Raw genomic sequence first — 24,524 nt, forward strand, 5'->3', positions numbered from 1 at the left:
AGGCTGCGATCTTTTTTGAACAACGACGAGATTACAGACTGATCGCGGTCGCCTCGAACTTCACCCGCGGATGCGCAATGCGATCCTGCGCCCGCACCAGTTGCAGCTCATAACTGGCGCACGCCTGGGTTTCCAGCAACACCTCATGCACCGCCGCTGCGGTGAATTCGAATGCCGCCAACAGGCTGTCGCCCAGCAGTACGCGCGCCAGGAACAGGCCGGATGTCAGATCGCCCACCCCCACCGGCTGACGCGGAAACGCCAGCAAGGGACGGCGCAAATGCCAACTGCCCTCAGCCGTCACCAACAACATTTCGAAGCCCTCCGCCGGTTTGCCCGGATAATCCAGATGCTTGACCAGTACCGCTTTCGGCCCGCGCGCCAGCAGCGCCCGTGCCATCGCCAGGCAATCGAACAGCGACTGCGGCTTGCGCCCGGAAAAACTGTCCAGCTCCAACTGGTTCGGGCACATGATGTCCGCCACGGCAGCCGCTTCATCGAGAAGGAAATCGCTGACCTCGGTGGGCACGCTGCAACCCTTCTCTGGATGGCCCATCACCGGATCACACAGGTACAGCATTTTCGGATTGACCGCTTTGATCCGCGCCACACCGCTGAGAATCGCCCGGCCCTGCGCGGCGCTACCGAGATAGCCGGACAGCACCGCGTCGCAATTGCCCAGCTCGCCAATCGCAGCGATGCCTTCGATCAGCTCGGGAATCTGCTGCGGCGCCAGCACTTCACCGGCCCACTGACCATACTGGGTGTGGTTGGAGAACTGCACGGTGTTGAGCGGCCAGACATTGACCCCGACGCGCTGCATCGGAAAAACCGCAGCGCTGTTGCCGGCGTGGCCAAACACCACGTGGGACTGGATGGCGAGCAGATGAGGCGTACGTTTCATTCGGGTCATTCCGTAAAACGATTGAAATTCAAGCCGCGCAGTATGCGACGAAACACAGCCTGTACGACAGACCGGCGAGACAGTTAAGCTGACGCCATCTTTTGGAGTTCGATGTCGATGCTGACCCTGGAAAACACCTTCGTGCTGATGCTGTTCGCCGCCGCCGGTGCCTGGCTATGGCACAACCACGGCTTGCGCGAGCGCGCGCTGGAGCGGGTCAAACAGCATTGCACCAATGTTGGCGTCGAGCTGCTGGACGGTAACGTCGCGCTGAAAAAGATCGGGCTGATCAGGGATGCCAACGGTCGCAGGCGACTGGCACGGGTCTACAACTTCGAGTTCACCGTGACCGGAGAAAGCCGCCACAACGGCACCGTCACCCAGTTCGGCGCGCACAGTGCGCAGATTGAACTGGCACCCTACCCGGCGCCGTTCGACGACACGCCGCCGGTGGTCGAAGTCCACAAGCCTCGCGCAGAAGTCATCGAGCTGAGCCAGTGGCGCCAGGAACATACCAAGTGGAAGCCTTGAGCTGACTCACTGAATCCGACATTCCGCCAAATCGGCTTGCAGCTGTTCGATGTTCTGCGGTTCAGCGAAGATCAGCTCAATTCTTGAGTCTTTTCGCCATTCGCTGGCTTGCCAACTCAGCTGCGCATGCTCCAGCGCATTGCCCGAAACCCAGCCATCCGTACTGTGGATAACCAGTTTCGCCCGGTTCCAGTCGAGCGCACTCAGCCAATAGGCGATGCGTGCTTGATCAAATACCTGCTGCGGATGCCAGCGCCAACCGATGCTCCACCCCCCCTCCTGCGCCTGACTCAGGCAAATCGGTTCGGCCGGATCGCTCCAGACGGCTGGCAGCTGTGCCAATCCAGTAGGCTGCGGCAGACGACCTGCGCCTTCGTTTGCTTTTACTGCCAGCCCCGGAAGCTCGCTCAGAGGCAGTTGCGCTTGCTGCGTCCAGATCAGCCTGACGGGCGGCAACTGGCTGGCGATTCTGTCTCGAGCCGTTTCATCAAGATCTTCGGCCTTGTTCAACAGCAACAACCCCGCGCTGGCCAACGCTTGCTGCTGGGCGTCCGGCAAGTCCCTACCCGCGTGCAATGCCTGAGCGTCCAAAACCAGAACACAGGGCTGAACCGCCAGCACGCCCAGCCACGGCGCCTCGTTAAGTTGCTTGAGCAACTGCGCCGGATGGCCCAGCCCGGATGGCTCGATAAACAGTCGATCCGGCCTGGCCTTGCGCAGCAGGCGGCCGAGGCCGATCTGAAATGGCGCGCCATTGACGCAACACAGGCAGCCCCCGGCCACCTCACCCAGTGCGATACCATCGTCGTCGCGAGTGAGCAACGCGGCGTCCAGACCAATCTGGCCGAACTCGTTGATCAGTACCGCCCAGCGTTCGTCCGCAGGCCGTTGCGCCAGCAACTGGCGAATCAGGCTGGTCTTGCCGGCGCCCAACGGGCCGGCGATGACGTGGGTCGGAATGTTCTGCAACATGGCGGGTACTTTCTGCGGACAGTTATTGAGGAGATCGAAGATGCGCTGGTCGGGATGGTCGTTGCTGTTGGCGCTGCTGTCGAGTGAAGCGTGGGCTCAGGCCTGCGTGGTGCACACACAGGGCGAACGGCTCGACGTCAAAGTCTGTCAGCAGAACCGGACGATTCCGCAGAAATTGTTCAATGACGGCTTCTGCCAACCGACGCTGGCCGGGCAGAAGGTCGAGGTGCAATACGTCGACCAGTGCCCGAGCGCAGCTTTCGGCGTATGCAGCAACGCGCAAGTCGCCAATATGCCCTATCGCCAGGATATCCACTATTACGGCGTGGCCACCGATGCGGCGTATCTCAAGCCATATTGCGAAGGCCAGAGCCAGGGCGTCTGGCGCAAGCCCTGATGTGTCAGCCGAGCCAGTCGAGGGTCAGCAACAGACGGCGCTCACCGGGTGCCGGTTGCGGCGAACGATGGATCAGGCCGAAGCCTTCATTGCCGTGCCACTTTTCGCCTTTGAGCAGCGCGACGTCGCCGCTGTTGAGCTGACGAATCGACGCTGGATCTTGCGGTTCGGCATCGGACTGGCCAAGTTGCGCGCGGTCCATCGCACCCTCCTCAAGCCATTGGCTGCCGATGCCAGCGTAAGTAGTGATCAGGCGCACCGGCACGTGATCGACGTGGAAACGCGGACACATGGCCTTGTCCAGCACGCGCAAACGCACGCCGATACGCCGCGCGCCCAACAGACAGGCGAAGGCACTGATCAGCCACTTGAGGTCGCTCATGAAGCCTTCGAATCCTTGCAGATCACACAGCCCTGCAGCCAGACCGGCGAGATCCGGTTCGGCATCTTCGTCGGGCAATTCCAGACACAGCGACTCCGCCAAGGGCTCGTTGAGCGACAGCACCAATTGCGCAAAATCGGCGATGTGCACGGGTAGCTGGCGTTGCCAGACGGCGAGATTGGTCTGATCTTCGAGGATTCGCGTCAACGTTTGCGGGGTCAGGCCCTGGTACTGATGACGGGCAAGAAGCGGCTGATCCTTGAGTGCGAGCATCAGGCGGCCTCGTCGTGCCACGGGCCGAATGGATCAGGCAGCAAACGCCAGCCTTCTACACCCGTGGCCATTTCTTCGTCGGTCAAAAGACAGGCATCGAGTTCGGCGGAGAGCTGTAGGAAATCGATGTTCTGACCGATGAAAACCAGCTCCTGGCGGCAATCTCCTACGCTTGGAGTCCAGTTTTCCATGATCGCCTGGACACTTTCCTGATCTTCGGGCCAGTGATTCTTTGCTACGAAACGCCACCAGCGCCCGGCGAATCCATGCCGCATCAAACCACCGGCCTGCGACCAGCTACCGGCGTCGGTGGGTTTGCTGGCGAGCCAGAAGAAGCCTTTGGAGCGCAGCAGCTTGCCGTTCAGCCAAGGCCGGTCGATGAAGCTGAAAAAGCGTTGCGGGTGGAATGGCCGGCGGGCGCGGTAGGCCGTCGAGGCGATGCCGTATTCCTGTGTTTCCGGGACGTGCTCACCGCGCAATTCCTGCAGCCATCCCGGGGCTTGTGCGGCTTTCTCGAAATCGAAACGACCGGTGTTGAGGATTTTCTCCAGGGGGATTTCGCCCATCACCATTGGAATGATTTCAGCCTGGGCATTGAGGCGCTTGAGGATCGCGGTAAGTTCTTCGCGCTCGTGCTGGCTGATCAGGTCGATTTTGCTGATCAGCAGGACGTCGGCGAACTCGATCTGCTCGATCAACAGATCGGTGATGGAGCGCTCGTCTTCTTCACCGAGAATCTCGCCGCGAGAGGCAAGGCTTTCGGCCGCCTGGTAATCGAGCAGGAAATTCACGCCGTCGACGACCGTGACCATGGTGTCCAGGCGCGCGATGTCGGCGAGGCTTTGCCCTTGTTCATCGCGAAAGGTGAAGGTTTCAGCGACCGGAAGCGGTTCGGAAATGCCAGTGGACTCGATCAGCAGGTAATCAAAACGATCCTCGCGGGCGAGTTTGCTGACTTCTTCAAGCAGGTCTTCGCGTAACGTACAGCAAATGCAGCCGTTGCTCATCTCAATGAGCTTTTCTTCCGCACGGTTAAGACTGACATCGCGCTGGACTTCACTGCCATCGATGTTGATTTCGCTCATATCGTTGACGATCACCGCTACACGCAAGCCGTCTCGGTTACGTAGTACGTAATTCAAAAGTGTACTTTTTCCGGCGCCGAGAAATCCTGAAAGTACGGTGACGGGCAATTTGGCTGACATTGGATAATCCTCTTAAATGGCAGCCGATTTGCGCTTTCAGGTGTGCGCTTGGCGTGTTGCGCTCCATTTACTCGGGACAATGAAGGCAAACGATTGTAATCGGCAGCTCAGGCTGGTTACGGATGATGTTATAGTATAACAATCAAAGCTGGCCAGTCCGATACAGGAGAATTCGTAATTTGCCGCAGCACCGATCGTGGAAATTCTCAATGAACAATGGGTTGAAATACCTGCTTTTGAGCTTTGCTATGTCGCTGGCCGGCCAAGCCCAAGCGCAGATGCCCTCGCTTGCGCACTGCACACGCAGCGCTAATTTGCTGGCATGCGTGGACGCCGACGGCAATGCCTATAGCGTCAATACGGTAGGCACCACGCTTTACCTGCGCGGATTCGAGAAGGACGGCCATCGCTATTGGGCGCAGACCAACAGCCGCTTCGGCCAATTAACCTTCTTTACCGGCATCGCCTCCGATGGCGAGGCTTGGGTTGGCTACACCCGTCGTGTCGGCTGGACGACCATCAACCGTTTTTCCAGCTCGGGAGGGAGCAGCGCCAGATTCACTTGCAGCCGGATGACGGGCTGCTAGTGAAAACCTTTTCATGAAAAAAGCATCGCCCAATGGATTGTTATAATGTAACGTAAATAGAGATCAATACGACGGTCTCAACCATGAATGCTCTTACTCTCCCGGATATCGCCGCCCAATCTGCGCGCCAGGCACTGCCACTCGATTGGGTAGGCATGCGTGGGATTGCCCTACCGGTTGTGCTCAAAAGCCAACACCTCAGCGCCAGAGTCGACGCTGGCGTGAGTCTCGATGATGGTGAAGCGCGTGGTATTCACATGTCGCGCTTGTATCTGGCACTCGAAGCCCTCGAACAGCGAAGCCTTTCTCCCGCTCTGCTGCATCAGGTACTCAAGGGTTTTCTGGTAAGTCACCAAGGTCTATCCGTCTGCGCATATCTGAACATTCACACCGACTTATTGCTGAAACGGCCGGCGTTAGTCAGCCCCCTAGCCGGCTGGAAATCCTATCCGACAACCATTTCAGCAAGCCTGAAACAGCAAATGTTCCACGTGGAACTAAAACTCGAGGTGCCCTATTCCTCGACATGCCCCTGCTCGGCAGCCTTGGCAAGGCAATTGATCCAGCAGCAATTCATCGACGACTTCGCCAACAACGCTCTGCAACATGCCGATGTTTTGGCATGGCTTGGCTCAACCAAAGGGATCGTAGCGACGCCGCACAGCCAACGTAGCTATGCGCAACTGCACCTGCATCTCGACAATTTCATCGACGAGCTACCGCTGACAGCGATCATCGATGACGCTGAAGCAGCCCTCGGCACAGCCGTGCAGACCGCAGTAAAGCGCCCCGACGAGCAAGCCTTCGCACTCGCCAATGGGCAAAACCTGATGTTCTGCGAAGACGCCGCGCGCCGCCTCAACCTGGCACTGCAACGCACACCCGGCATCAAACAATTGCATATCCGCGTGATCCACGCCGAAAGCCTGCATGCTCATGACGCCGTCGCCGAAAGCAGCTGGCAGCGGGAGCAAATATGATCCGCTGCCAATCGCTGGTCTGGGGCGCTCCCGGTCAACCGCTGACGACGCCTCTGAGTCTTGAGTTCGAGAGCGCCAGCCTGACCGCCATCATCGGCGCCAACGGCTGCGGCAAAAGCAGCCTGCTAAAGGTCTTTGCCGGATTGCAGAAGCCTCTCGCTGGCAAAGTGGAAATGGCTGTTCCACGCCAAAGCGGAATTTCCTTTCTGCCGCAACAGCAGCACTTGGATCGGCAATTTCCAATAAACCTGGAAGAACTCATCGCCGCAGGTTTCTGGGGCCGCCGGCTGTCGACGCAACTGCGCACGCAGCGACTGAAAAACGCATTGGAAGACTGGCACTTGAGTGGACTCGAACAGCGTCCGTTGATGGCCCTGTCCGGCGGTGAGCTACAACGCGCCCTGCTCGCACGACTGAGCCTCGCTGACGCCCCGGTGCTGTTGCTCGATGAACCTCACGCCGCACTCGACGAACTCGGCCAGCAATTGCTCTGGCAACACATTCACCACTGGCACGCCGAGGGCCGGACACTGGTCGTGGTCTGCCATGACCTGGCGGCGGTACGAGAACATGTTCCGCATACGCTGCTGATCAAAAACGGCCACTGCGTGTACGGAACCAGCCGAGAACTGATCCAGCCGACACCGCACATGCAGGTCGCCTGATGCTCGCCACCGTCAGCCATTTCTGGCAGCCGTTCAGCGAGTTTGTGTTCATGCGCCGGGCCTTGCTAGGCGGCTTAGTGTTGGCGTGCAGCACGGCGCCCTTGGGCGTGTTTCTGATTCTCAGACGGATGAGCCTGATCGGCGACGCTGTCGCCCACGGCATTCTCCCTGGTGCAGCGCTGGGATTCTGGTTTGCCGGTTTGAGTCTCCCTGCCCTGACGCTCGGCGGCCTCGGCGCCGGCCTGAGCATGGCAGGACTTGCAGCCTGGATAACCCGGCGTACGGGTTTGCGCGAGGACGCCAGCCTCGCCGCGATCTATCCGATCTCATTGGCCAGCGGCGTTTTGATCCTTGGCATCGCCGGCAAGCGCCTCGACCTTCTGCACTTGCTGTTCGGTTCGGCGCTAGCCGTGGATGGACCTACGCTGACCGGCATGCTTTGGGTCTCGGCCATCAGCCTCATGGCCATGGCGGCGATCTACAAACCCCTGCTGTTGGACACACTCGACCCGCTGTTCTTGCGCACAGTCAGTCGTCTCGGGCCACTGGCTCATGGCGTGTTCCTGACTCTGGTCGTGCTGAATCTGGTGATCGGTTTTCAGGCCATCGGCGCGCTGATGGTAGTGGGACTGATGATGCTTCCGGCTGCCGCGTCGAGATTCTGGAGTCGTCGTCTGCCGATACTGATTGCCGTCGCCGCCGTCATGGGCTGCGTGTCTGTGTGGCTGGGCTTGCTGCTGTCGTTCTACTACTCGCTGCCCAGCGGCCCGGCCATCGTGCTGGTCGCGGGGGTCGGCTATCTGCTGTCGGTGGTGTTTGGACCGGTTCACGGTTTGCTGCGCCGCCCGCCTTTGCTCACATCCCAATGAGGTGTTTCCCGATGCGCGCTCTACTCGTGCTGTTCAGCCTGATGCTGTCGATGTCCTTGTCGGCCGCCGAAAAACTGCCGGTGGTCACCAGCTTCAGCATCCTTGCCGACATGGTTCATCAGGTCGGCGGCGAGCACGTGCAGATTACCAACATGGTCGGCGCGGACGCCGATGCGCACACCTACGAGCCGACACCGGACGATGCCAAGGCGCTGCTCGAAGCCAAGGTGATCATCAAGAACGGCCTCGGTTTCGAGCCTTGGCTGGATCGCCTGGTGACCAGCACCGACAGCAAGGCAACGGTGATCAGTGCCAGTCGCGGGGTGATTCCACGTTCGCTCGATGAAGACGGCGAGACCGTTGCGGATCCACACGCCTGGCACAATCTGGCGAACGCTGAGTTGTACGTCGCCAACATCACCAAGGCGCTGATCGCCGCCGACCCGGCCAACAAGGCTGACTACGAGCGCAACAGCCAGACCTACCTCAAGCAGATCTATGCCCTGCTCGCCGAAGCCAAAAACAAACTCGGCGCGCTGCCGCCGGGTAATCGCAAAATCGTCACCAGCCACGATGCCTTTGGCTATCTGGGACAGGCCTATGGCATCGACTTTATCGCGCCACAGGGTTTGTCCACCGAACGCGAACCCTCCGCCGCCGAAGTCGCTGCGCTGATCACGCAGATTCGCCAGGCGAAGGTCAAAGCGGTGTTCATGGAAAACATCAAGGACGCGCGCCTGCTCAAGCAGATCGCGGACGAAAGCGGCGCGCACATTGGCGGCACACTGTACTCGGATGCATTGGCGGCGAGTGGACCGGCGAGCACCTTTACCGGGCTGTTCGAATACAACCTCAATACGCTGTACAAGGCGTTGAGTCAGCCATGACTTGAGGTGTACTTCCGATCTATTCGCGAGCACGCTCGCTCCCACAGTTGGAATGGGTTCCAGCTGTGGGAGTCGGAGGTTTTAAGCGCGGGGTTTTACCGTACCGCAATCCTGGCCGAGCCACACTGCCCGGGTTTCCAGACTGCCCTTCTGGTTGATGCCGATGGCGTTGAAGGTGCCATTGGCAACGGTGGTGAATTCGCGGTCACTGAGGAATGTCGCCACGCCTGTGCCCTGGGCTTTCGGGCAGCTGAAGCGGAATTTCCACTGGTTGCCGGTGCGCTCGGTGATCTGCTGCTTGCAGCCCGATTGCGGGTCGGCCAACGGGATGTCGTTGGTCGCCACCTGCTGCGGCGTCAGGCAAGCGCGGATGCCTTTGCCGCCGATGTTGATGCCGTTCTTCTCCAGCGCAGCGCGCTGCTGCGGGGTGATCTGGCCTTGAATCTGGCCAAGGATCGATTGCACATCCATGGCCTGATCATCGACCTTCAGATTGCTCGAAGACATTTCCCACAACCCCGGCTGCAGCATTTGCGCCTGCGCAACCACCGGCAATGCCAAACCCAGGCCCAGCGCCAAACCCAGCAGACGAACGTTCATCGAGAAACTCCTGATCAGTTGTGGCCGTTAGACGCCGGCCGGTTGCGTCGGTTCATGCACCGATTAAATAGAGACATTCGCAGCAGAACATGGTCTGTTAAGCATTGCATCTCGCGGAGCAAGGCTGCCCCATGGATTTTTTCGGACCGCACATTTTCGGTTACCTGATCGCCCTGTTGCACACACTCGGTTCGATCGCTGCGATCCATGCGGTGCTCACCGTGCGCACTGCGCAAGGCTCGATCGCCTGGGCATTGTCGCTGATCTTCATTCCCTACCTCACGCTTATTCCGTATCTGGTCTTTGGTCGCAGCACCTTCGATGGCTACATCAAGGCGCGGCGCCAGGCCAACGAGCAGATGCGTCTGGCCATTTCAGAGTTGAACTGGCGCCCGTGGGTGGAGGAAGCCCTCGCCGCTCGCGCTTCGAGTGCCTATGCCTCATTGCGCGCGATGCCGAAACTGGGGCGCATGCCGTGCCTGGCGAACAACGAGGTGCAACTGCTGGTGAACGGCACCGCGACCTTCGATGCGATTTTCCAGGCGATCGCGCAAGCGAAAGAAGCCGTGCTGATCCAGTTCTTCATCATTCACGACGATCGGCTCGGCCAGCGCTTGCGTGATTTGCTTTTGCAGAAAGCCGCCGAAGGCGTATCAATTCATTTGCTCTACGACCGCATCGGCAGCCATGCCCTGCCCCATCATTACGTGCAGGCGCTGCGTGATGCCGGCGTCGAGGTCAAAGCCTTTGCCACGCGCAGCGGCTGGCTCAACCGCTTTCAGGTCAACTTCCGCAACCACCGCAAAATCGTTGTGGTCGATGGCGTAGTCGGCTTTGTCGGCGGGCATAACGTCGGCGATGAATACATGGGTGAGAAACCACCATTGGCGCCGTGGCGTGACACCCACGTCAAAGTCCGCGGGCCGGTGGTGGCCTGCATGCAGGAATCGTTCGCCGAAGATTGGTTCTGGGCTGCTCGTACTCTGCCGCCGTTGATCCTTCCGGATACATACCCGGAGGATGGCGTGCTTTGCCAACTGCTCGCCAGCGGCCCGGCCGATGCTTATGAAACCTGCTCGCTGTTTTTCGTCGAAGCCATCCACGCAGCAACGCAACGGGTGTGGATCACCAGCCCGTACTTCGTCCCGGACGAAGCGGTATTCGCAGCACTCAGGCTGGCGGTTTTGCGTGGTGTCGATGTGCGCCTGCTGTTGCCGTCACGGCCTGATCACCGCATTGTCTACGCCGCCTCAAGCCTGTATGCCTTTGAAGCGGTACGGGCCGGCGTTAGGGTGTTCCGTTATCGACCGGGTTTTCTGCACCAGAAAGTGGTGTTGATCGACAGCGAAATCAGCGCCATCGGCAGCGCCAACCTGGACAATCGCTCGTTCCGCCTGAATTTCGAAGTGATGTTGCTGACCGTCGACAGTGAGTTCGCTGCTGCTGTGGAACACATGCTCAATGACGATTTCGCCCAGGCCGATGAGGTGGCCAAAGAAGAAAGCCGGGAGATCCACCGCCTGCAACAGGTCGGCATGCGGATCGCCCGGCTGATTTCGCCGATACTCTGAGTGGCCCGTTTCAGGGGTGGTAGATATCGTCGCGGGTCCAAGGCAGTTCGTGGCTGCCATCCGGATGCGCTTTCACGGCGAGGATCTGATGCAGATTGATCCAGCCCCGCGCGAAGGCATAAGCGCAACCGGCCAGATACAGACGCCAGATACGCAGTGCTTGCTCAGGCACCAGTTTCGCCGCAGCTTCGAGGTTGTCCTCCAGTCGCTCGCTCCAGTGATCGAGCGTGCGCGCGTAATGCAGGCGCAGGCTTTCGACATCGACAATTTCCAGTCCCGCTTCACTGATTTCGGCAGAGATCATCGCCAGATGCGGTAACTCGCCGTTGGGAAACACGTATTTTTCGATGAAGTTGCCTGCGCCGCGTCCAACCGGGCGGCCGTCGGTGTGCTTGGCGGTAATGCCGTGGTTCATTACCAGGCCGCCCTCCTTCACCGCACCAAACAGGGTTTTGCAGTATTCGGCGAGATTGGCGTGTCCGACGTGTTCGAACATGCCGACGCTGACAACCTTGTCGAAGCGGCCGTCCTGGGGCAAATCGCGATAGTCGAGCAATTGCAGTTCGACCTGATCGTCCAGCCCTTCGGCTTTGACTCGCTCCTGCGCCAGGGCCAATTGTTCCTTGCTCAAGGTAATACCGAACACTTTGACGCCAAACTCTCGCGCCGCATACCGCGCCAGACCGCCCCAACCACAACCGACATCCAGCAAATATTCGCCCGGCTGCAAGCGCAGCTTGCGGCACAGATGGCGGAATTTGGCTTGCTGAGCCTGTTCGAGGGTTTCGCTGCCGGTTTCGAAATAGGCACAGGAATACGCCATGTCGCTGTCCAGCCACAGCTGATAAAAGGCATTCGACAGGTCGTAATGATAGGAGATGGCTTTGGCGTCGGTGTCCTTGTCGTGTTGCGCGCGCACCGGCTGACTGTCTTCGTCTTCGTCGAGCAGCGCATTGCTCAACTCATCGCAAACCCGGATGACCTCGCTGATCGAGCCCTCCAGTTCCAGTTTGCCTTCGACGAACGCCGCACCCAGCGCATCCAGGCTTGGGTGGGTGAATTGAGTGACCATCTGCGGGTCCTTGACCACGATGGTTACGCTGGGCGTCGGCCCCAGATTGAACTCGTGGCCGTCCCAGAGTCGCAGGCGAAGCGGTAACTGCAGATTCTGTAAGGCCGGTGGAAGTTGCGCAAGCATGGAAAATCCCCCCTTGTTTCAGACGTCTGATCTGAGGGTAGACCAACCTTGAAAAATAGCAGGCTATCGATTCGATCGGCCTTGTCTATCGTGATCGGCACATCGGCTGAACGCCACAGGCGGCGTGCCTTACGATAGATGACTGCCTGTGCACTCGGCGGTTCGATGAATTTTCTTTCATTTAGCCTGAGGGTCGAGCCGGAGCAATGGCTCCTGAAAGCGCAGCAAACGTCCGGCGTTGCCCAACACCAACAAGGTACTCAGGTTATGCAGCAGCGCCGCGATCATCGCCCCGGCCGCGCCAAGCCAACCGAAAGCCGCGAAGACCACGATCGCCAGGGTCCAGCCCAGACCGATGATCACATTGACCTGCAAAGTACGCCGGCACTGACGACTCAAGCGCACGCAGGTACCGAGGCGGCGCAAATCGCTGCCGATCAACACAATGTCCGCTGAAGCCAGCGCAATATCGGCCCCGCCAGCGCCCATCGCCACGCCGACCACGCCGGCCTTGAGCGCGAGTGAATCGTTGATGCCGTCACCGACCACCATCGGGCGGAAGCCGTGATCGATTTCCTTGAGCACGCGATTGAGTTTGTCCTCCGGTAGCGCTTGCGCCTGCACTTCGTTCAGCCCGACTTCCTGCGCCAGGGTTAGGGCAACGCTCTGACGATCACCGGTCAACAGGAGTTGGCGTCCCAGCCCCAGTTCGCGCAATTCGCTCAAGGCAAAGCGCGCTTCCGGTTTGATGCTGTCTGCTAGCAGCAGCCAGGCGAGGAATTCACCGTTCAAAGCCAGGCCGGCAATCGGGCCATCGTGTTCAGGAACGAGGGGCGTTGTGATGCCCAGTTGCGCGAACAACTCTGGACGACCGAGCGCAGCTTCGCCCTTCTCTGTCGTCGCCACTACGCCCAAGCCTTGGCGCTCATGGATTTTGGTCAGAGGCCAATAGGCTTCCTGATCGGCCATCCCGGCGAGTGCCCGGCTCACCGGATGACTGCTCGCCGCGCCAAGACTGGCGGCCAGCGCCTGCACTTCTTTAGTGTCCACACTGAGGCTGTCGATCGACTGCAAACGCAACGTGCCGTAAGTCAGCGTGCCGGTCTTGTCGACCACCAGCGAGGTCAGATCGGCAAGTTCTTCGAGGAACGCCGAGCTGCGAATCAGAATCCCGTGGCGCGCGGCGACGGCGACACCGGCAATCGCCGTGGCCGGCGCCGACAGCACCAACGCACACGGACACGCCGCCACCAGCACCGCGAGCATCGCCTGTGCATCATGGGTGACGAACCAGGTCACCGCCGCCAGCAACAAGACCAGCACCATGTAACTGCCGGCATAGCGTTCGAGCAATCGCGTGATCGGCGGTTTCGAGCGCTCGGCGTTTTGCATCAGGGCGATGACTTTGCCCAAGGTGGATTCGTCGCCGATGCGGGTGACTTCGACGCGCAGCAATCCATCGAGGTTGATCGCGCCGCCGAACACCAGCATGCCCACGCCCGCTTCCACCGGTACCGATTCACCGGTAATCGACGCCGTATCGAGACTCGCCTGGCCGGACAATACCCGACCGTCCGCCGGCACCCGATCACCGGCCCGCACCTCGACAACATCGCCAGCGCTGAGCGTGCCGTTGTCCACTTCGATGATCGAACCGTCTGCTTGCAGCTTGCGCGCATGGCTGCGGGTCAACTGGCCAAGCGCATTAATCGCTTCCTGGGAGCCGATGACGCTGCGCTCCTCAAGCACATGGCCGAAGATCATGATGATCGGCAACAACGCCGCAGTGAGCAGATCACCGGTCGCCCAGGCACCGAGCATGGCCAGCGCGATCAACTGATCGGTGATGCCGTGCAGGCTCGGGTAACGCAGGCTGTACCACGCCGAACGCATCACCGGAACCGCTACCAGCAACGAGGCGAAACCGAGCAGCAGTTGGCTGACACCGATTTGCTCCGGGAGTATCCAGCGCCAGACCAGCCCCAGACCCAGCAGCCCGAGCGCAAGCATCGCCAGGGTCAATTGGCGCGCGGCGCGACGTTGTTCGGCCGAGGACAACAGACTTGAAGCAGCGGTGGTCGCGGTCATTGACTGGCTCCTTGAATGATCAACCGGGAATCGTCTTTCGGATTGACGGTGGTGACCGACCCGGCCTGACGGAGAATTTTCGGCAGGCGTTCGCGATACAGACGCAGGAGCATTTGCGGGTCGGTAGACGTGGCCAGACTCGTGACGGTGGCGGTATCGGTTGAGGCTTTTGCAAGACGCTCGCCTGCCTGCGCGTGAGCCACCTGGAGCGTGCGGTCTGCCTGTTCGTTGGCGGACTGGGCAAGTTTCTCGGCATCGGTGCGCGCGTTTGCCACTGCTTTGTCAGCCTGCTGACTGGCCGTCAGAACCGCATTGAAAGCAGTGATCGCTGGCTCCGGCAGACTCGATTGCACATCGACCCGCGACACCTCGATACCGATGCCCTGCCCGCTCGCCTTCAGTTCAGCAAGACGCGCGTTGATGCCTTGCACCAGATCACCGCGCAATCGCTCACGGCGCTCGGCTGCCTGATTGTCGGCGCCGATCAATTCCGGGCGAGCGACCAGAATGGTGTCGAGATCTCGCGCGGCGGTCAGGGCTACGGCGCTGCGCGTCACCAACCGATCGAGCGCTGGTAGCACATGTTCGCCCTGTAACACGAACGCATAGGGATCGGAGACTTGGTAAAACACTCGCACGTCCAATTGCACCACACCGGCGTCACCGGTCAATAAATAACCAGACCCGGCAAGTGCATCGCTCAATGGCGTAGCGAAGGACGCCACCCGGTCAGCCTTCAACGCCTCGTCACTGCGCAACAGATTTTCCACTCGACGCTCGATCACCCGATCAGCCGCCGGCAACAGAATCACCTGCTCAAAGGGTTGCGGCCACGCCCATAACAGCCCGGCATTCTGAACGCGATCAAGCGCGCCAAAGTGCAGTACTACTGCGCGGTTTTGCGGATCAATCTGCCGCACATTCGAGACCGCCCACGTTAATGCGGCCAAAACAGTGATCGCATACAAGGCGATGAAGGTCAGACGGCCGGCCTGAATCCAGGGACTGTTCAACGCATGTGTTCCACGTGGAACTTCTTTGCTCATGGCTGCGATCCGACTTTTTTGTCGAGAGTCGGTGGGCCGTCGACCAACACACGGAACGGCGCAGCATCGGTGCGCAGAATCAATTTGGTGTCCGGTGTGACAATGGTGCCGAGGGTATCGAGCGAGCGCAGCAGGTTGTAAAGCTGCGGCGAGCTGGCGTAGGCGCGCCCATAAATCTGCGCAGCCTCGACCCGGGATTGCGCTTCGATATCGGCGGCTTTCACCGTCGCATCAGCCTGGACGATTCGCGCATCGCGCTCGGCGGCGGAGCGAATTTGCGCCGCTTCGCGTTTGCCGATCGCTGTACGTTCCGTAGCAATGGTTTCACGCTCGGCGCGCATGCGATCGACGGTTGCACTGAGCGTGACCGAGGGCAAAGTCAGCCGCTCGATACCGACCTGCACCACGCGCACGCCATAAGTGGCGAGCAACTGTTGGTCGATCTGCTGACGCAACTGCGCTTCAAAATCGCCGATGCGCACTTGTTTGGCATCAGTGTTGACCAGATTGGCCAGATCGAAACTGCTGGCCGTGGTCTCCAGTGCCGAGCCGACAAAGGTGCGAATCTGCCGCGCCGCTTCATCCGGCTGATTCTGCACGGCACGCATGAAACGCTGCACGTGTTCAGGGTCACCCTGCACCTGCCACGCCACGTAGGTCTGAACGATGATGCGCAAACCGTCCTTGGTGCCGACGTCCTGCAAACCACTTGAGGTGGTACGTAGACGCAAGTCCACCGGAATCGCTGCTTCGAACGGCGCAGGCCAGCGCCAGCTCAAACCGGGATCAAGCAATACCCGCGACGGATTTCCGAAACGGGTGATGACCGTGGCTTCGCCGGAGCGCACTTGCACCAGACTCGCGGCGGCAATGGCAAACGCCACCAGCAACGCAGCCCAGGCCACACGCCGCCATGGAATTGGTCCGGCTTCTGGCACCTCGCCGTGATGATGATGGTGATGCCCGCCGTGGCCGTGGTCGTGGCCGCTGTGGTCGTGAACGTCATGAACAGGCGACTGGCTCAATGGGTGGCTCCTGGTTGAGCGGTGGTGCGGGGGGACGACGGATCAGTCGGCAGTGTGAAAGTACGCAGATCGATGGTTGGCGCATTTGCGCTCCCGCCAAGTCGATGGTCGAGCACCAGCAACCTCGCTTTACTCAAGCCCTGACTGAGCTGGCTGAGATATTGCTCCAGCACAAAAGCCTGGCCAGCACTGGCGAACGCTTTCTGCTCGGCGCTGAATTTCAGGTCTGCCGTTTGCGCAGCGGCACTGATCTCCCGCGCATTTGCCGTTGCCTGATCCCGCGCCGCGCTCGCCTGCAACTGCGCCTCGTTAGTGGCCTGCGCAGCCGCCCCGCGTTCGCGAGCGATCAACGCCTGCGCGCCGATCTGCGCCGCTTGCACACTGTGATAGGCATTCGCCGCGCCGGCCGGTGGATGAATCGCTTCGACGACTGTGGCAAGGATCTCCACGCCACTGTTCAATCTGTTCAGATCGCTTTGCACCGCGCGACCGATTTCCTCGGCCAGCCCTGCCCTGTCGTCGCCGAGCAGACCGTCGAGGGTGCGCGAGGCAAAATCGTGAACCAGAATGCGGCTGGCGGTGCTGCGAATCAGCGTCGGTACATCGGCGCTGTTATAGGTCGCGGCGAGCGCCGCCTCGTCGTTCAAACCGATGCGATAAACGAAGCGCACGTCCATGTTGACGATTTGCAGGCCCTGTTGCGCGCCGCGGCTGCTGGCGATGACCTGGGATTTGTCGTTGACGTGGCTGGCGTCCCACAAACGGTTGGCGGTCAGCGGCGCCGGGCCTTCAGCGGAATCGGACTGCACGGCGATTGGCTTGTCGCCGACACTGGTTGCCAGTTCATGGACCACGCCGTTTTCAACGGAGATCACACGCCCCAATGGCCAAGGCAACCCGCTATGCAAACCCGGGCCGAAAACCTGTACCGGTTTACCGAAGCGCTCATAGATGCCGCGACCTTGCAGGGGAATTTCATGTACGCCGGTCAGCAGCCAACCGCTAAGGGCGACCACCGCCAACACTGGCAACAAGGCCCGGCGCATGTAACTGAAGGCCCAGATCTGGCGCAAATCGATGCCGAAACGGTTGTGCATTTCATGCTGTAACGCCAGCCACGGCTGCGGCGGCCAACGCAGCATATCGGCGATAAAACTGCGCGCCAGCAGGGTCGGTTCGAGTTGTTCGCGGCGCGGGCTGAAAACAGACAGCACCGCGCGCAATAACAGTTCGATGGCAACCAACATCGGCAGGATTGCGCTGAATACCGCAACACGCGCCGGCCAGACTGCGTCTTCGCTGGCAAACAACAGACACAGCGCACCGATCAACAGAATGATGATCACCACCCGGGTCAGTTGCGCCAGCGCAGCCGCTTCCGGCCATTGCGCCGGCGGTTCCTGCGCCAGTTGCCGCTCCAGCACCAGCAGGGCAAACGCCAGCAACAACGCCAATGCCGCACCGATGCTCGCCGACAGCCCCAAGGCCGCCGCAGGCAACGTGAGATTCCACACCTGCTCAATACCAAGCAGAACCAGCAACGCCCAGCCGCCGAGCCACAACGTCGGCGCACCGATTTGTCCAAGCAGATGGCGGCCCCGCTGACTCAATCGCTCCAGCAGCCTTTCGTACCAGCCTTCGGCTGCAGCGCCCTCCTCCTCGACGGTCGATTGCGAAGCGGGCGGATGCATCACCCGCGCGCGCCATCGCGTCACCCACCACGCCGATTGTAGACCGGCGACCAGCACCAGCAACGCCGCGCTCTGATTGACCAACAACGGCAACCACAGGGACTGCGGCGCAAACAGGCCGACGAAAAACGCCAGCACCCAGCCCAAACCGGCCAATGCGCCGAGTCCATAAGCCAGCCGACGTAATTTGCGTGACTGCGCATCTGCTTGCTGAAAGCGCGGCAGCCCGGTGACTGGCGTGGCGTCCAACTCAAGATCGACTTGCATAACACCCCGAAAATGTAGGCTCAGCGTTCATAGCGTTACGATATAACGGACACTGTGAAATATTCGTACACAATTGCTTCTATTCAAAGATGCCGCAGCTGTCGCTTGCCTGAAGCCTTGACCGAAATGTTCGACGAAGCTCATATTACGTACATAATTTTTATCGCGACTAATCTTGGCTATCCCTATCGAGCAATCTGGAGCAAGCGCATGAGCAACTATGACGTGGTAATTCTGGGCGGTGGCCCCGGCGGTTATAACGCGGCGATCCGCGCCGGCCAGCTCGGGCTCAAGGCCGCTTGCGTTGAAGGACGTGCAACCCTCGGCGGCACCTGTCTGAACGTCGGTTGCATGCCGTCCAAAGCCTTGCTGCACGCGTCGGAGCTGTACGCCTCTGCGGTGGGGACAGAGTTCGCCAATCTCGGCATCGAGGTCAAACCAACACTGAACCTCGCGCAGATGATGAAGCAGAAGGACGAAAGCGTCGGCGGCCTGACCAAGGGCATCGAATTTCTGTTTCGCAAGAACAAGGTCGACTGGATCAAGGGTTGGGGCCACATCGACGGCCCGGGCAAAGTGACGGTGACCGACGCCCAAGGCAACAAGAGCGAACTCAGCGCCAAGGACATCATTATTGCCACTGGTTCCGAGCCCACTCCCCTGCCCGGCGTCGAGATCGACAACCAGCGCATCCTCGATTCCACCGGCGCGCTGTCGTTGAGTGAGGTGCCCAAACATATGGTGGTCATTGGTGCCGGGGTGATCGGCCTGGAGCTGGGTTCGGTATGGCGGCGACTTGGCGCGCAGGTCACCGTGGTCGAATACCTTGATCGCATCTGCCCCGGCGTCGATGGCGAGGCCGGCAAGACCTTGCAGCGCGCGCTGAGCAAGCAAGGCATTGCCTTCAAACTGAGCTCGAAGGTCACCAGCGCCACCAGCTCCGCCACAGGCGTGCAGCTGAGCGTCGAGCCTGCCGCTGGTGGTACGGCTGAGCTGATCGAAGCCGACTATGTGCTGGTGGCCATCGGTCGCCGGCCGTACACCCAGGGCCTGGGGCTGGAGAACGTCGGCCTCAGTACCGACAAACGCGGCATGCTCGCCAACAAGCAACATCGCACCGAAGCCGCCGGGGTCTGGGTGATCGGCGACGTCACGTCCGGGCCGATGCTCGCGCACAAGGCTGAAGACGAGGCCATGGCCTGCGTCGAGCAGATCCACGGCAAGGCCGGTGAGGTCAATTACGCGCTGATCCCCAACGTGATTTACACCCAACCGGAACTGGCCAGCGTCGGTCAGACCGAAGAACAGCTCAAGGCCGAGGGCCGCGCCTACAAGGTCGGCAAGTTTCCCTTCACTGCCAACAGCCGGGCGAAGATCAACCACGAAACCGAGGGCTTTGCCAAAGTCCTTGCCGACGAGCGCACGGACGAAGTCCTTGGCGTGCACCTGGTCGGGCCGAGCGTGAGCGAGATGATCGGCGAGTTCTGCGTGGCGATGGAGTTCAGCGCGTCGGCCGAGGACATTGCCCTGACCTGCCATCCGCACCCGACGCGTTCGGAAGCGTTGCGGCAGGCAGCGATGAATGTCGAGGGGATGGCGACGCAGATGTAGGTTCCAAACCTTGCCGCCGTCTTCGCGAGCAGGCTCGCTCCCACTTTGGAAGCGTTCCCCCTGTGGGAGCGAGCCTGCTCGCGAATGGCGCCACCCGATCTACAGCGGCAGATGCCCCAACGGCAACGCCCCCGGTGCTTTCACCGTGTGAATGGCAAAGTTGCTGCGAATATCGCTCACACCCGGAAGCTTGAGCAGATGGCCGCTGACAAAGCGGTCATAATCGCGCAAGTCAGGCACCACTACCTGCAACAAAAAATCCGATTCGCCGGACACCAGAAATGCTGAGACCACTTCAGGCAACGCAGTGACGGCCGCATAAAAAGCCTCGGCGCGTTCTTCGTTGTGCCGCTCGACCTTGACCCCGACAAACACCGTCAGCCCCAGCCCGACTTCATCGCGATCCAGATTGGCCTGGTAGCCTCGAATCACCCCCGCCTCTTCCAGCATGCGCACCCGCCGCAGACACGGTGAGGCCGACAGGCCGATTTGTTCCGCCAGCTCGACATTGCTCAGGCGGCCGTTGCGCTGCAGCGCAGCGAGAATCTTGCGGTCATAAGCGTCGAGTTTCATCTTTGGCAGATCCCGATAGTTTGACGGTTGAAAATCAGCAGGTTATGCCAAAGCTGTGAACAATTGAAGCCGACTACGCAAGCACCTGCCCTGCCGTCTCGCTCTAGACTGGCGCGAGAAAATCGACATCGAAAACGGGGTGTGATGTGGCAAGTCTGTGGCTGTTTATCCTGACCCTGGCTGTAGTTCTACTGTTGCCGGGACCGGACATGATCCTGCTATTGCAAACCGGAGCGCGGCAAGGTCGAGCGGCGGCGCTGGCCACGGCGTTGGGTTTGGCCATCGCCCGCGCCTGCCACGTGGCACTGGCGGCATTGGGGCTGGCGGCGCTGTTCAAAACGGCGCCGTGGACGTTTGACGTGGTGCGCATCGCCGGCGCGGCCTATCTGCTGTGGATCGGCATCCAGTGTTTTCGCAGCTCGCTGGTACCGAGTCTGCAAAACCAAGAGCAGGCACCTGCTCCCGGCCAGTGGCGCGATGCGATCCGTCGCGGTTTGCTGACCAACCTGCTTAATCCCAAGGCGTTGCTGTTCTGCTCGGTGCTGCTGCCGCAATTCATCGTCAGTCACGGCGCGCCGGTATTGAGCCAGTTTGCCGTGCTTGGCATGGTGCTGGTCGCCGTCGGTCTGCTGTTCGACAGCGTGGTTGCCCTGACCGGCGCGGCACTGGGCCGTTGGCTGCAACACAGTCCAACCGCCCAGCGCGTTCAGCAATGGTTGTTCGGCAGCCTGTTGATTGGCTTCGCCGTACGCCTGAGCTTCCTTCAGCAGACTTAAGCCTTGCGCACCTTGCGCTGACGACGGGTGATCAGCAATAACGCGATGGCCGCGACTACGACGATCGCGCCGATCTGTACCGGCCACTTGTACGGTCGCAGCGTCCCACGCACGGCATCGGTCACCTGGGTGACGTAGCGCTTGTCGGCATTTTCGAAGTCCGGGTACGGGCATTGATTGCCAAAGTCTTGCGCCCACGGCACATAAGGGCCTTCCTTGACGTAGCGTTGATACAGCGCGCTCTGGTCCTCAAGGCTGCTGTTCCAGCCGGCCGCGTTGCACAACACGGCGGCAAACGCCTGACTGGTGTGCGGCAGGTTATCGGCGGCGCGACTGGCCAGTGCCGTGGCGACGAAACGATAGTGATAACGCTGATCCGGTTGCGCGGCGCTGGCCTGCTGGCGCTGCACTTCCGCCGTGGAAATCAGCGGGCCGACATCCAGCTTCGTGCTCTCCAGCGTGTAATTGCCGCCGAAGGTGGCGTAATCAGGCGCCATCTCATAACCGAGGATGTCCATGCCCCACTCCCGGGCTGTCCACGCGGCGTTGTACAACGCACTGGCGCGTTTGCTCGGCCACCACGCCGACTCGGCCTTGAGCCGTTGCTCGCCATAGAGCCGGGCCTTGTGCTGCAGATCGTCACTGGCGAAATAACCGACCGCCTCCTCGTATCGCCCTTCTCGCAGCAAGCGCCGACCGAGCAGATTGCGCAGATTGGCGGCCACCGACAGCGGCACATAGTTATCGCGCTCTTGCTGCGTCAATGGCGGCGGCGCCGGCACGTTCTCATCGACGTAACGCTTGAGCTCATCGACCGTCAGCACCCGCTCGGCAACGGTGGCGGCATCGAACCAGTAAAGGCTGTTGCTGTGATACAGCTGCACGAATGCTTGCAGGTATTCGCCGCGTTGCAGCGCCAGGATCGCGCTTTCGCCCTCGACCCGGCATTTTGGCTGTACCGTTTCAAACGCCCAGTCCGGCGTGCGGCGATAGCCCCAGTCTTCATTCTGCGGAAAGGCCTGGGCGGCTTTGGCGTAGGCGGCGGCAGCGGCAGTCGTGTCGCCCTCACGCACTGCGAGTTTTGCCCGCAGCCACCAGGCCAGCCCGCCGTCCCCGGCGTTTACCAGAAAGGCCTTGGCAGACGCGTAGTCACCCTGTTGATAACTCATCGCCGCCAGTCGATCGGCATTGTCGAGGCTGCCACGGGTGCTGTTCTGCAACAGCGTTACCAATTTCTTTTCGTTGGCCGGCTGCTCGCCAAATGACCAGCCCTGGCGGCTGACCAGCGACGCCGTGACCAGTTGCTGCACCGCTGGCTGCTGCAGCAGTTTGGCCAGTTGAGATTCCGGCAACTCGGCCAGTTCGTTCATCAGTTGCTTGAGCGAGGTGTAACCGACGGCCGAACCGTGCAGGTTCTGTGCTTCGTACAGTTCGATGGCGCCGCTCCAGTCGCCCGCGCTGCGCAACGCCCGCGCCTCTTCACCGAGGCTGGCAACGCCCAGTTCCAGCGGATCGCTGAAGCCGTCGATGCTCAGTTGCCGGGCTTGGCGAAAGGCATCGCGCGCCTGCTCCAGCGCTTCGATGCGATCGTGCGCCTCGTTGCTCATGGCGAAGGCGATGCGCCCGAGGGAATACGCCGCCCACGTGCTGCGCAACGGACGCTGGTCCGCCGGCAGGGCCAGCACCTTGTTGAAATACTCACTGGCCAATTGATGATCACCGGTGGCAAAAGCCACCGCGCCGGCAACGTACAAACGGATTTCCACCGGCAGACTGGCGCCCTGCTCCTCGGCCTGACGTGCATCGCTGAGCCCGCGCAGTCGCTTGACCACGGCGTATTGCTCAGCGCTCAGGCCCACCTGCTCAGCCTGTTCGCGCGCCAGCTCTGACGCGTTGTCTTCGGCATAGTCGTTGGGGTTATGGGTCGCCGCGGTGACGTTTTTCAGCCCGGCAATGGTTTTACCCAGGCGACTGATTTCGAAGCTGAAGCTGCCCTCGGGCAAATCGGCCAAGGTCTGCGCGCGGTTGTCGAGCAAGCGCATCGGGAAGTCCGGGCCGCAGGCCAGCGCCGAACCCAGCGGCAGGCTGAGGCTCAGGCAGAGCAGATGGCGGGGCCAGTTACGGGTCAACATGCGAACCTCCTTGATCAATATATGCACAACGCGCCCAACCGACAGCGCGCTGCCCGCCCGCCGGCAAGCGGCCGTCACGCAGGCGGGTGAAGGTAAGCAGATTGGCACTTTGTTGCAACGAGTAACCGGCGAGCGCATCGGCGCCTGCACAATCCTGCGCCTTCAGCGTGATTTGCGCGGGCCACGGACTGTCGAGATTGCCGCGGTTATCGAGCTGGATGTCATAGAGTCCGCCCTGCCCTTTGAATGACAGATGCAGATGACTCTTCAGCACATCGCCCCGCGCCACGGCGCGCAAAGTAGTCAGGCTCCAGGCGCGACGATCGTTGGCCAGCGGCAGGCGAAACCAGATCAGCCCGGCCAGATGCTCGGGCGGATCCTCGCGCAAGGTCTTGGCCAATTGGCTGAGTTGCTGCGGATCGGCGAGCAACTCCCGGCGCTGCCCGCCGCGCTCCAGTTGCACTTCGCTTTCCACTACCGGCGCGCCACCGTCATCGCTCAACAGCGCAACGCCGTAGGCCGGCAGCGCCAGATAGAAGGGTTTGTCGCTGATACGTGCCCAGGCCTTGGCCCATTTCAACGCCTGCTCGGGATCGAACAGACCCAGTCGCGGATCGCTCACGGCGTGGACTTGCAGCACGCTGCTGTCGACGCTCTGCAACAGCGCCGGCAAGTGCGCGCTGTCGAGCCAGGCCGGCAGTGCGGTGATGCTCAAAGGCAACGATGGCGGCAAGGTCGCGCGCAGATCTTTGAGCAATTGGGCATACGCAGGCAGCCGTGCTGTACCGGCGTCGTGATCGATCTCGACGCCGCTCAACGTGAGGCCCTGCGCCTGCCAATCGGCGATGACTTGCAGAATCTGCGCGGTGACCTGCTGCTGGTCCAGCGACTGCAACTGGCCATCGAGGCGAATCACTGCAATCAACGGCCGGCCATCGGCTCTCAACAAGGCTGGATCAACCCGCGCCCTGCTCCACCGTTCGCCGGGAAAGGCCTGCAATGCCAGTACGCGCAGCGTCGAGAAATCATCGCGACTGTCACGCAATGCCGGTTCATGCGCAGGTGTCCATTGGCGCTGCCAGACGTAGAGTTGCTGGTCGAGGGCCGGCGCGACGTGTTGCTCGCAACCCGCAAGCAAGACGCCAAGGAACAGACACACAATCAACCGCATACCTTGAAAATTCCTGAAACCACAGGGCTGCAAGGTTACACAAAAACCGTGTAGGAGCTGACGAGTGAAACGAGGCTGCGATCTTTTGATCTTGCTTCAAGACTCCAGATCAAAAGATCGCAG

23 protein-coding genes are annotated in these 24,524 nt (G+C 60.7%); 10 read left to right on the forward strand and 13 right to left on the reverse strand.

Features of this window, described 5'->3' with window-relative positions; translation table 11 throughout:
• Positions 1-31 precede the first annotated feature (31 nt).
• Positions 32-904 (reverse strand): pyridoxal kinase PdxY, encoded by an 873-nt coding sequence (gene pdxY, locus NF676_RS27250; RefSeq protein ID WP_252887035.1) that lies wholly within the window; start codon positions 902-904, stop codon positions 32-34.
• A gap of 117 nt (positions 905-1,021) precedes the next feature.
• Between pdxY and NF676_RS27255 the strand changes: the two genes are divergently transcribed.
• Positions 1,022-1,435, forward strand: coding sequence for a DUF3301 domain-containing protein (locus NF676_RS27255; RefSeq protein WP_252887993.1), 414 nt, complete (start codon positions 1,022-1,024; stop codon positions 1,433-1,435).
• Between the two features lie 6 nt (positions 1,436-1,441).
• Here NF676_RS27255 and NF676_RS27260 read toward each other — a convergent pair whose 3' ends face one another.
• Positions 1,442-2,407, reverse strand: coding sequence for a CobW family GTP-binding protein (locus NF676_RS27260; RefSeq protein WP_252887036.1), 966 nt, complete (start codon positions 2,405-2,407; stop codon positions 1,442-1,444).
• Between the two features lie 40 nt (positions 2,408-2,447).
• On the opposite strand from NF676_RS27260, the gene NF676_RS27265 reads away from it, so the two are divergent.
• Entirely contained in the window at positions 2,448-2,804 is a 357-nt protein-coding gene (locus NF676_RS27265) for an NADH:ubiquinone oxidoreductase (RefSeq protein WP_150637215.1), read from the forward strand.
• Positions 2,805-2,808: 4 nt separating this feature from the next.
• Here NF676_RS27265 and NF676_RS27270 read toward each other — a convergent pair whose 3' ends face one another.
• Positions 2,809-3,459, reverse strand: coding sequence for a DUF1826 domain-containing protein (locus NF676_RS27270; RefSeq protein WP_150637216.1), 651 nt, complete (start codon positions 3,457-3,459; stop codon positions 2,809-2,811).
• Positions 3,459-4,664, reverse strand: a complete 1,206-nt coding sequence (gene zigA, locus NF676_RS27275) for a zinc metallochaperone GTPase ZigA (RefSeq protein WP_252887037.1) — start codon at positions 4,662-4,664, stop codon at positions 3,459-3,461. Before zigA ends, NF676_RS27270 begins: the two co-directional genes overlap by 1 nt.
• A 209-nt stretch (positions 4,665-4,873) precedes the next feature.
• On the opposite strand from zigA, the gene NF676_RS27280 reads away from it, so the two are divergent.
• The 5 genes from NF676_RS27280 to NF676_RS27300 all read left to right on the forward strand — a co-directional run bounded on the left by NF676_RS27280 (position 4,874) and on the right by NF676_RS27300 (position 8,652).
• Entirely contained in the window at positions 4,874-5,251 is a 378-nt protein-coding gene (locus tag NF676_RS27280) for a hypothetical protein (protein ID WP_056790999.1), read from the forward strand.
• Between the two features lie 83 nt (positions 5,252-5,334).
• Positions 5,335-6,231 carry a GTP cyclohydrolase FolE2 gene (folE2, locus tag NF676_RS27285; RefSeq protein ID WP_252887038.1) on the forward strand — a complete coding sequence of 299 codons (897 nt, stop codon included), beginning with the start codon at positions 5,335-5,337 and terminating at the stop codon, positions 6,229-6,231.
• On the forward strand, positions 6,228-6,896 hold the full coding sequence (locus NF676_RS27290) for a metal ABC transporter ATP-binding protein (protein WP_252887039.1): 669 nt from the start codon (positions 6,228-6,230) through the stop codon (positions 6,894-6,896). Before folE2 ends, NF676_RS27290 begins: the two co-directional genes overlap by 4 nt.
• Entirely contained in the window at positions 6,896-7,765 is an 870-nt protein-coding gene (locus NF676_RS27295; RefSeq protein WP_252887040.1) for a metal ABC transporter permease, read from the forward strand. Before NF676_RS27290 ends, NF676_RS27295 begins: the two co-directional genes overlap by 1 nt.
• A gap of 11 nt (positions 7,766-7,776) precedes the next feature.
• Positions 7,777-8,652, forward strand: a complete 876-nt coding sequence (locus tag NF676_RS27300) for a metal ABC transporter substrate-binding protein (protein WP_095181190.1) — start codon at positions 7,777-7,779, stop codon at positions 8,650-8,652.
• Between the two features lie 81 nt (positions 8,653-8,733).
• Here NF676_RS27300 and NF676_RS27305 read toward each other — a convergent pair whose 3' ends face one another.
• Complete coding sequence (locus NF676_RS27305) at positions 8,734-9,252, reverse strand: DUF3617 domain-containing protein (RefSeq protein WP_016772436.1); 519 nt, start codon at positions 9,250-9,252, stop codon at positions 8,734-8,736.
• Between the two features lie 131 nt (positions 9,253-9,383).
• On the opposite strand from NF676_RS27305, the gene cls reads away from it, so the two are divergent.
• Complete coding sequence (cls, locus tag NF676_RS27310) at positions 9,384-10,823, forward strand: cardiolipin synthase (protein WP_252887041.1); 1,440 nt, start codon at positions 9,384-9,386, stop codon at positions 10,821-10,823.
• 10 nt (positions 10,824-10,833) lie between these two features.
• Here the strand turns inward: cls and cfaB are convergent, their stop codons facing one another.
• The 5 genes from cfaB to hflK (NF676_RS27335) all read right to left on the reverse strand — a co-directional run bounded on the left by cfaB (position 10,834) and on the right by hflK (NF676_RS27335) (position 18,138).
• Positions 10,834-12,021 (reverse strand): C17 cyclopropane fatty acid synthase CfaB, encoded by a 1,188-nt coding sequence (gene cfaB, locus NF676_RS27315; protein WP_095181188.1) that lies wholly within the window; start codon positions 12,019-12,021, stop codon positions 10,834-10,836.
• 177 nt (positions 12,022-12,198) lie between these two features.
• Positions 12,199-14,109, reverse strand: coding sequence for a heavy metal translocating P-type ATPase (locus tag NF676_RS27320; RefSeq protein ID WP_252887042.1), 1,911 nt, complete (start codon positions 14,107-14,109; stop codon positions 12,199-12,201).
• On the reverse strand, positions 14,106-15,155 hold the full coding sequence (gene hflK, locus NF676_RS27325; RefSeq protein ID WP_252887043.1) for a protease modulator HflK: 1,050 nt from the start codon (positions 15,153-15,155) through the stop codon (positions 14,106-14,108). Before hflK (NF676_RS27325) ends, NF676_RS27320 begins: the two co-directional genes overlap by 4 nt.
• A complete protein-coding gene (gene hflC, locus NF676_RS27330) occupies positions 15,152-16,180 on the reverse strand; it encodes a protease modulator HflC (RefSeq protein ID WP_252887044.1) in 1,029 nt (342 codons plus the stop codon). The genes hflK (NF676_RS27325) and hflC overlap by 4 nt, the downstream gene beginning before the upstream one ends.
• On the reverse strand, positions 16,177-18,138 hold the full coding sequence (gene hflK / locus NF676_RS27335; RefSeq protein ID WP_252887045.1) for a protease modulator HflK: 1,962 nt from the start codon (positions 18,136-18,138) through the stop codon (positions 16,177-16,179). The genes hflC and hflK (NF676_RS27335) overlap by 4 nt, the downstream gene beginning before the upstream one ends.
• A gap of 210 nt (positions 18,139-18,348) precedes the next feature.
• Between hflK (NF676_RS27335) and lpdA the strand changes: the two genes are divergently transcribed.
• The gene (gene lpdA / locus NF676_RS27340) at positions 18,349-19,749 is read left to right on the forward strand and encodes a dihydrolipoyl dehydrogenase (protein WP_252887046.1); all 1,401 of its coding nucleotides are present in this window, start codon (positions 18,349-18,351) and stop codon (positions 19,747-19,749) included.
• Between the two features lie 99 nt (positions 19,750-19,848).
• Here lpdA and NF676_RS27345 read toward each other — a convergent pair whose 3' ends face one another.
• Positions 19,849-20,322 carry an Lrp/AsnC family transcriptional regulator gene (locus tag NF676_RS27345; protein ID WP_252887047.1) on the reverse strand — a complete coding sequence of 158 codons (474 nt, stop codon included), beginning with the start codon at positions 20,320-20,322 and terminating at the stop codon, positions 19,849-19,851.
• A 146-nt stretch (positions 20,323-20,468) separates the two neighbouring features.
• Between NF676_RS27345 and NF676_RS27350 the strand changes: the two genes are divergently transcribed.
• A complete protein-coding gene (locus NF676_RS27350; RefSeq protein WP_252887048.1) occupies positions 20,469-21,098 on the forward strand; it encodes a LysE family translocator in 630 nt (209 codons plus the stop codon).
• Here the strand turns inward: NF676_RS27350 and NF676_RS27355 are convergent.
• Both NF676_RS27355 and NF676_RS27360 read right to left on the reverse strand, forming a co-directional pair.
• Positions 21,095-23,230 carry a hypothetical protein gene (locus NF676_RS27355; protein ID WP_252887049.1) on the reverse strand — a complete coding sequence of 712 codons (2,136 nt, stop codon included), beginning with the start codon at positions 23,228-23,230 and terminating at the stop codon, positions 21,095-21,097. The genes NF676_RS27350 and NF676_RS27355 overlap by 4 nt on opposite strands.
• Positions 23,217-24,401: a DUF3142 domain-containing protein gene (locus tag NF676_RS27360; RefSeq protein ID WP_236167821.1), complete on the reverse strand. Its 1,185-nt coding sequence runs from the start codon at positions 24,399-24,401 to the stop codon at positions 23,217-23,219. Before NF676_RS27360 ends, NF676_RS27355 begins: the two co-directional genes overlap by 14 nt.
• Positions 24,402-24,524: the final 123 nt, after the last annotated feature.

This window comes from Pseudomonas siliginis (genome assembly GCF_024072275.1).
Classification (GTDB): Bacteria; Pseudomonadota; Gammaproteobacteria; order Pseudomonadales; family Pseudomonadaceae; genus Aquipseudomonas; species Aquipseudomonas siliginis.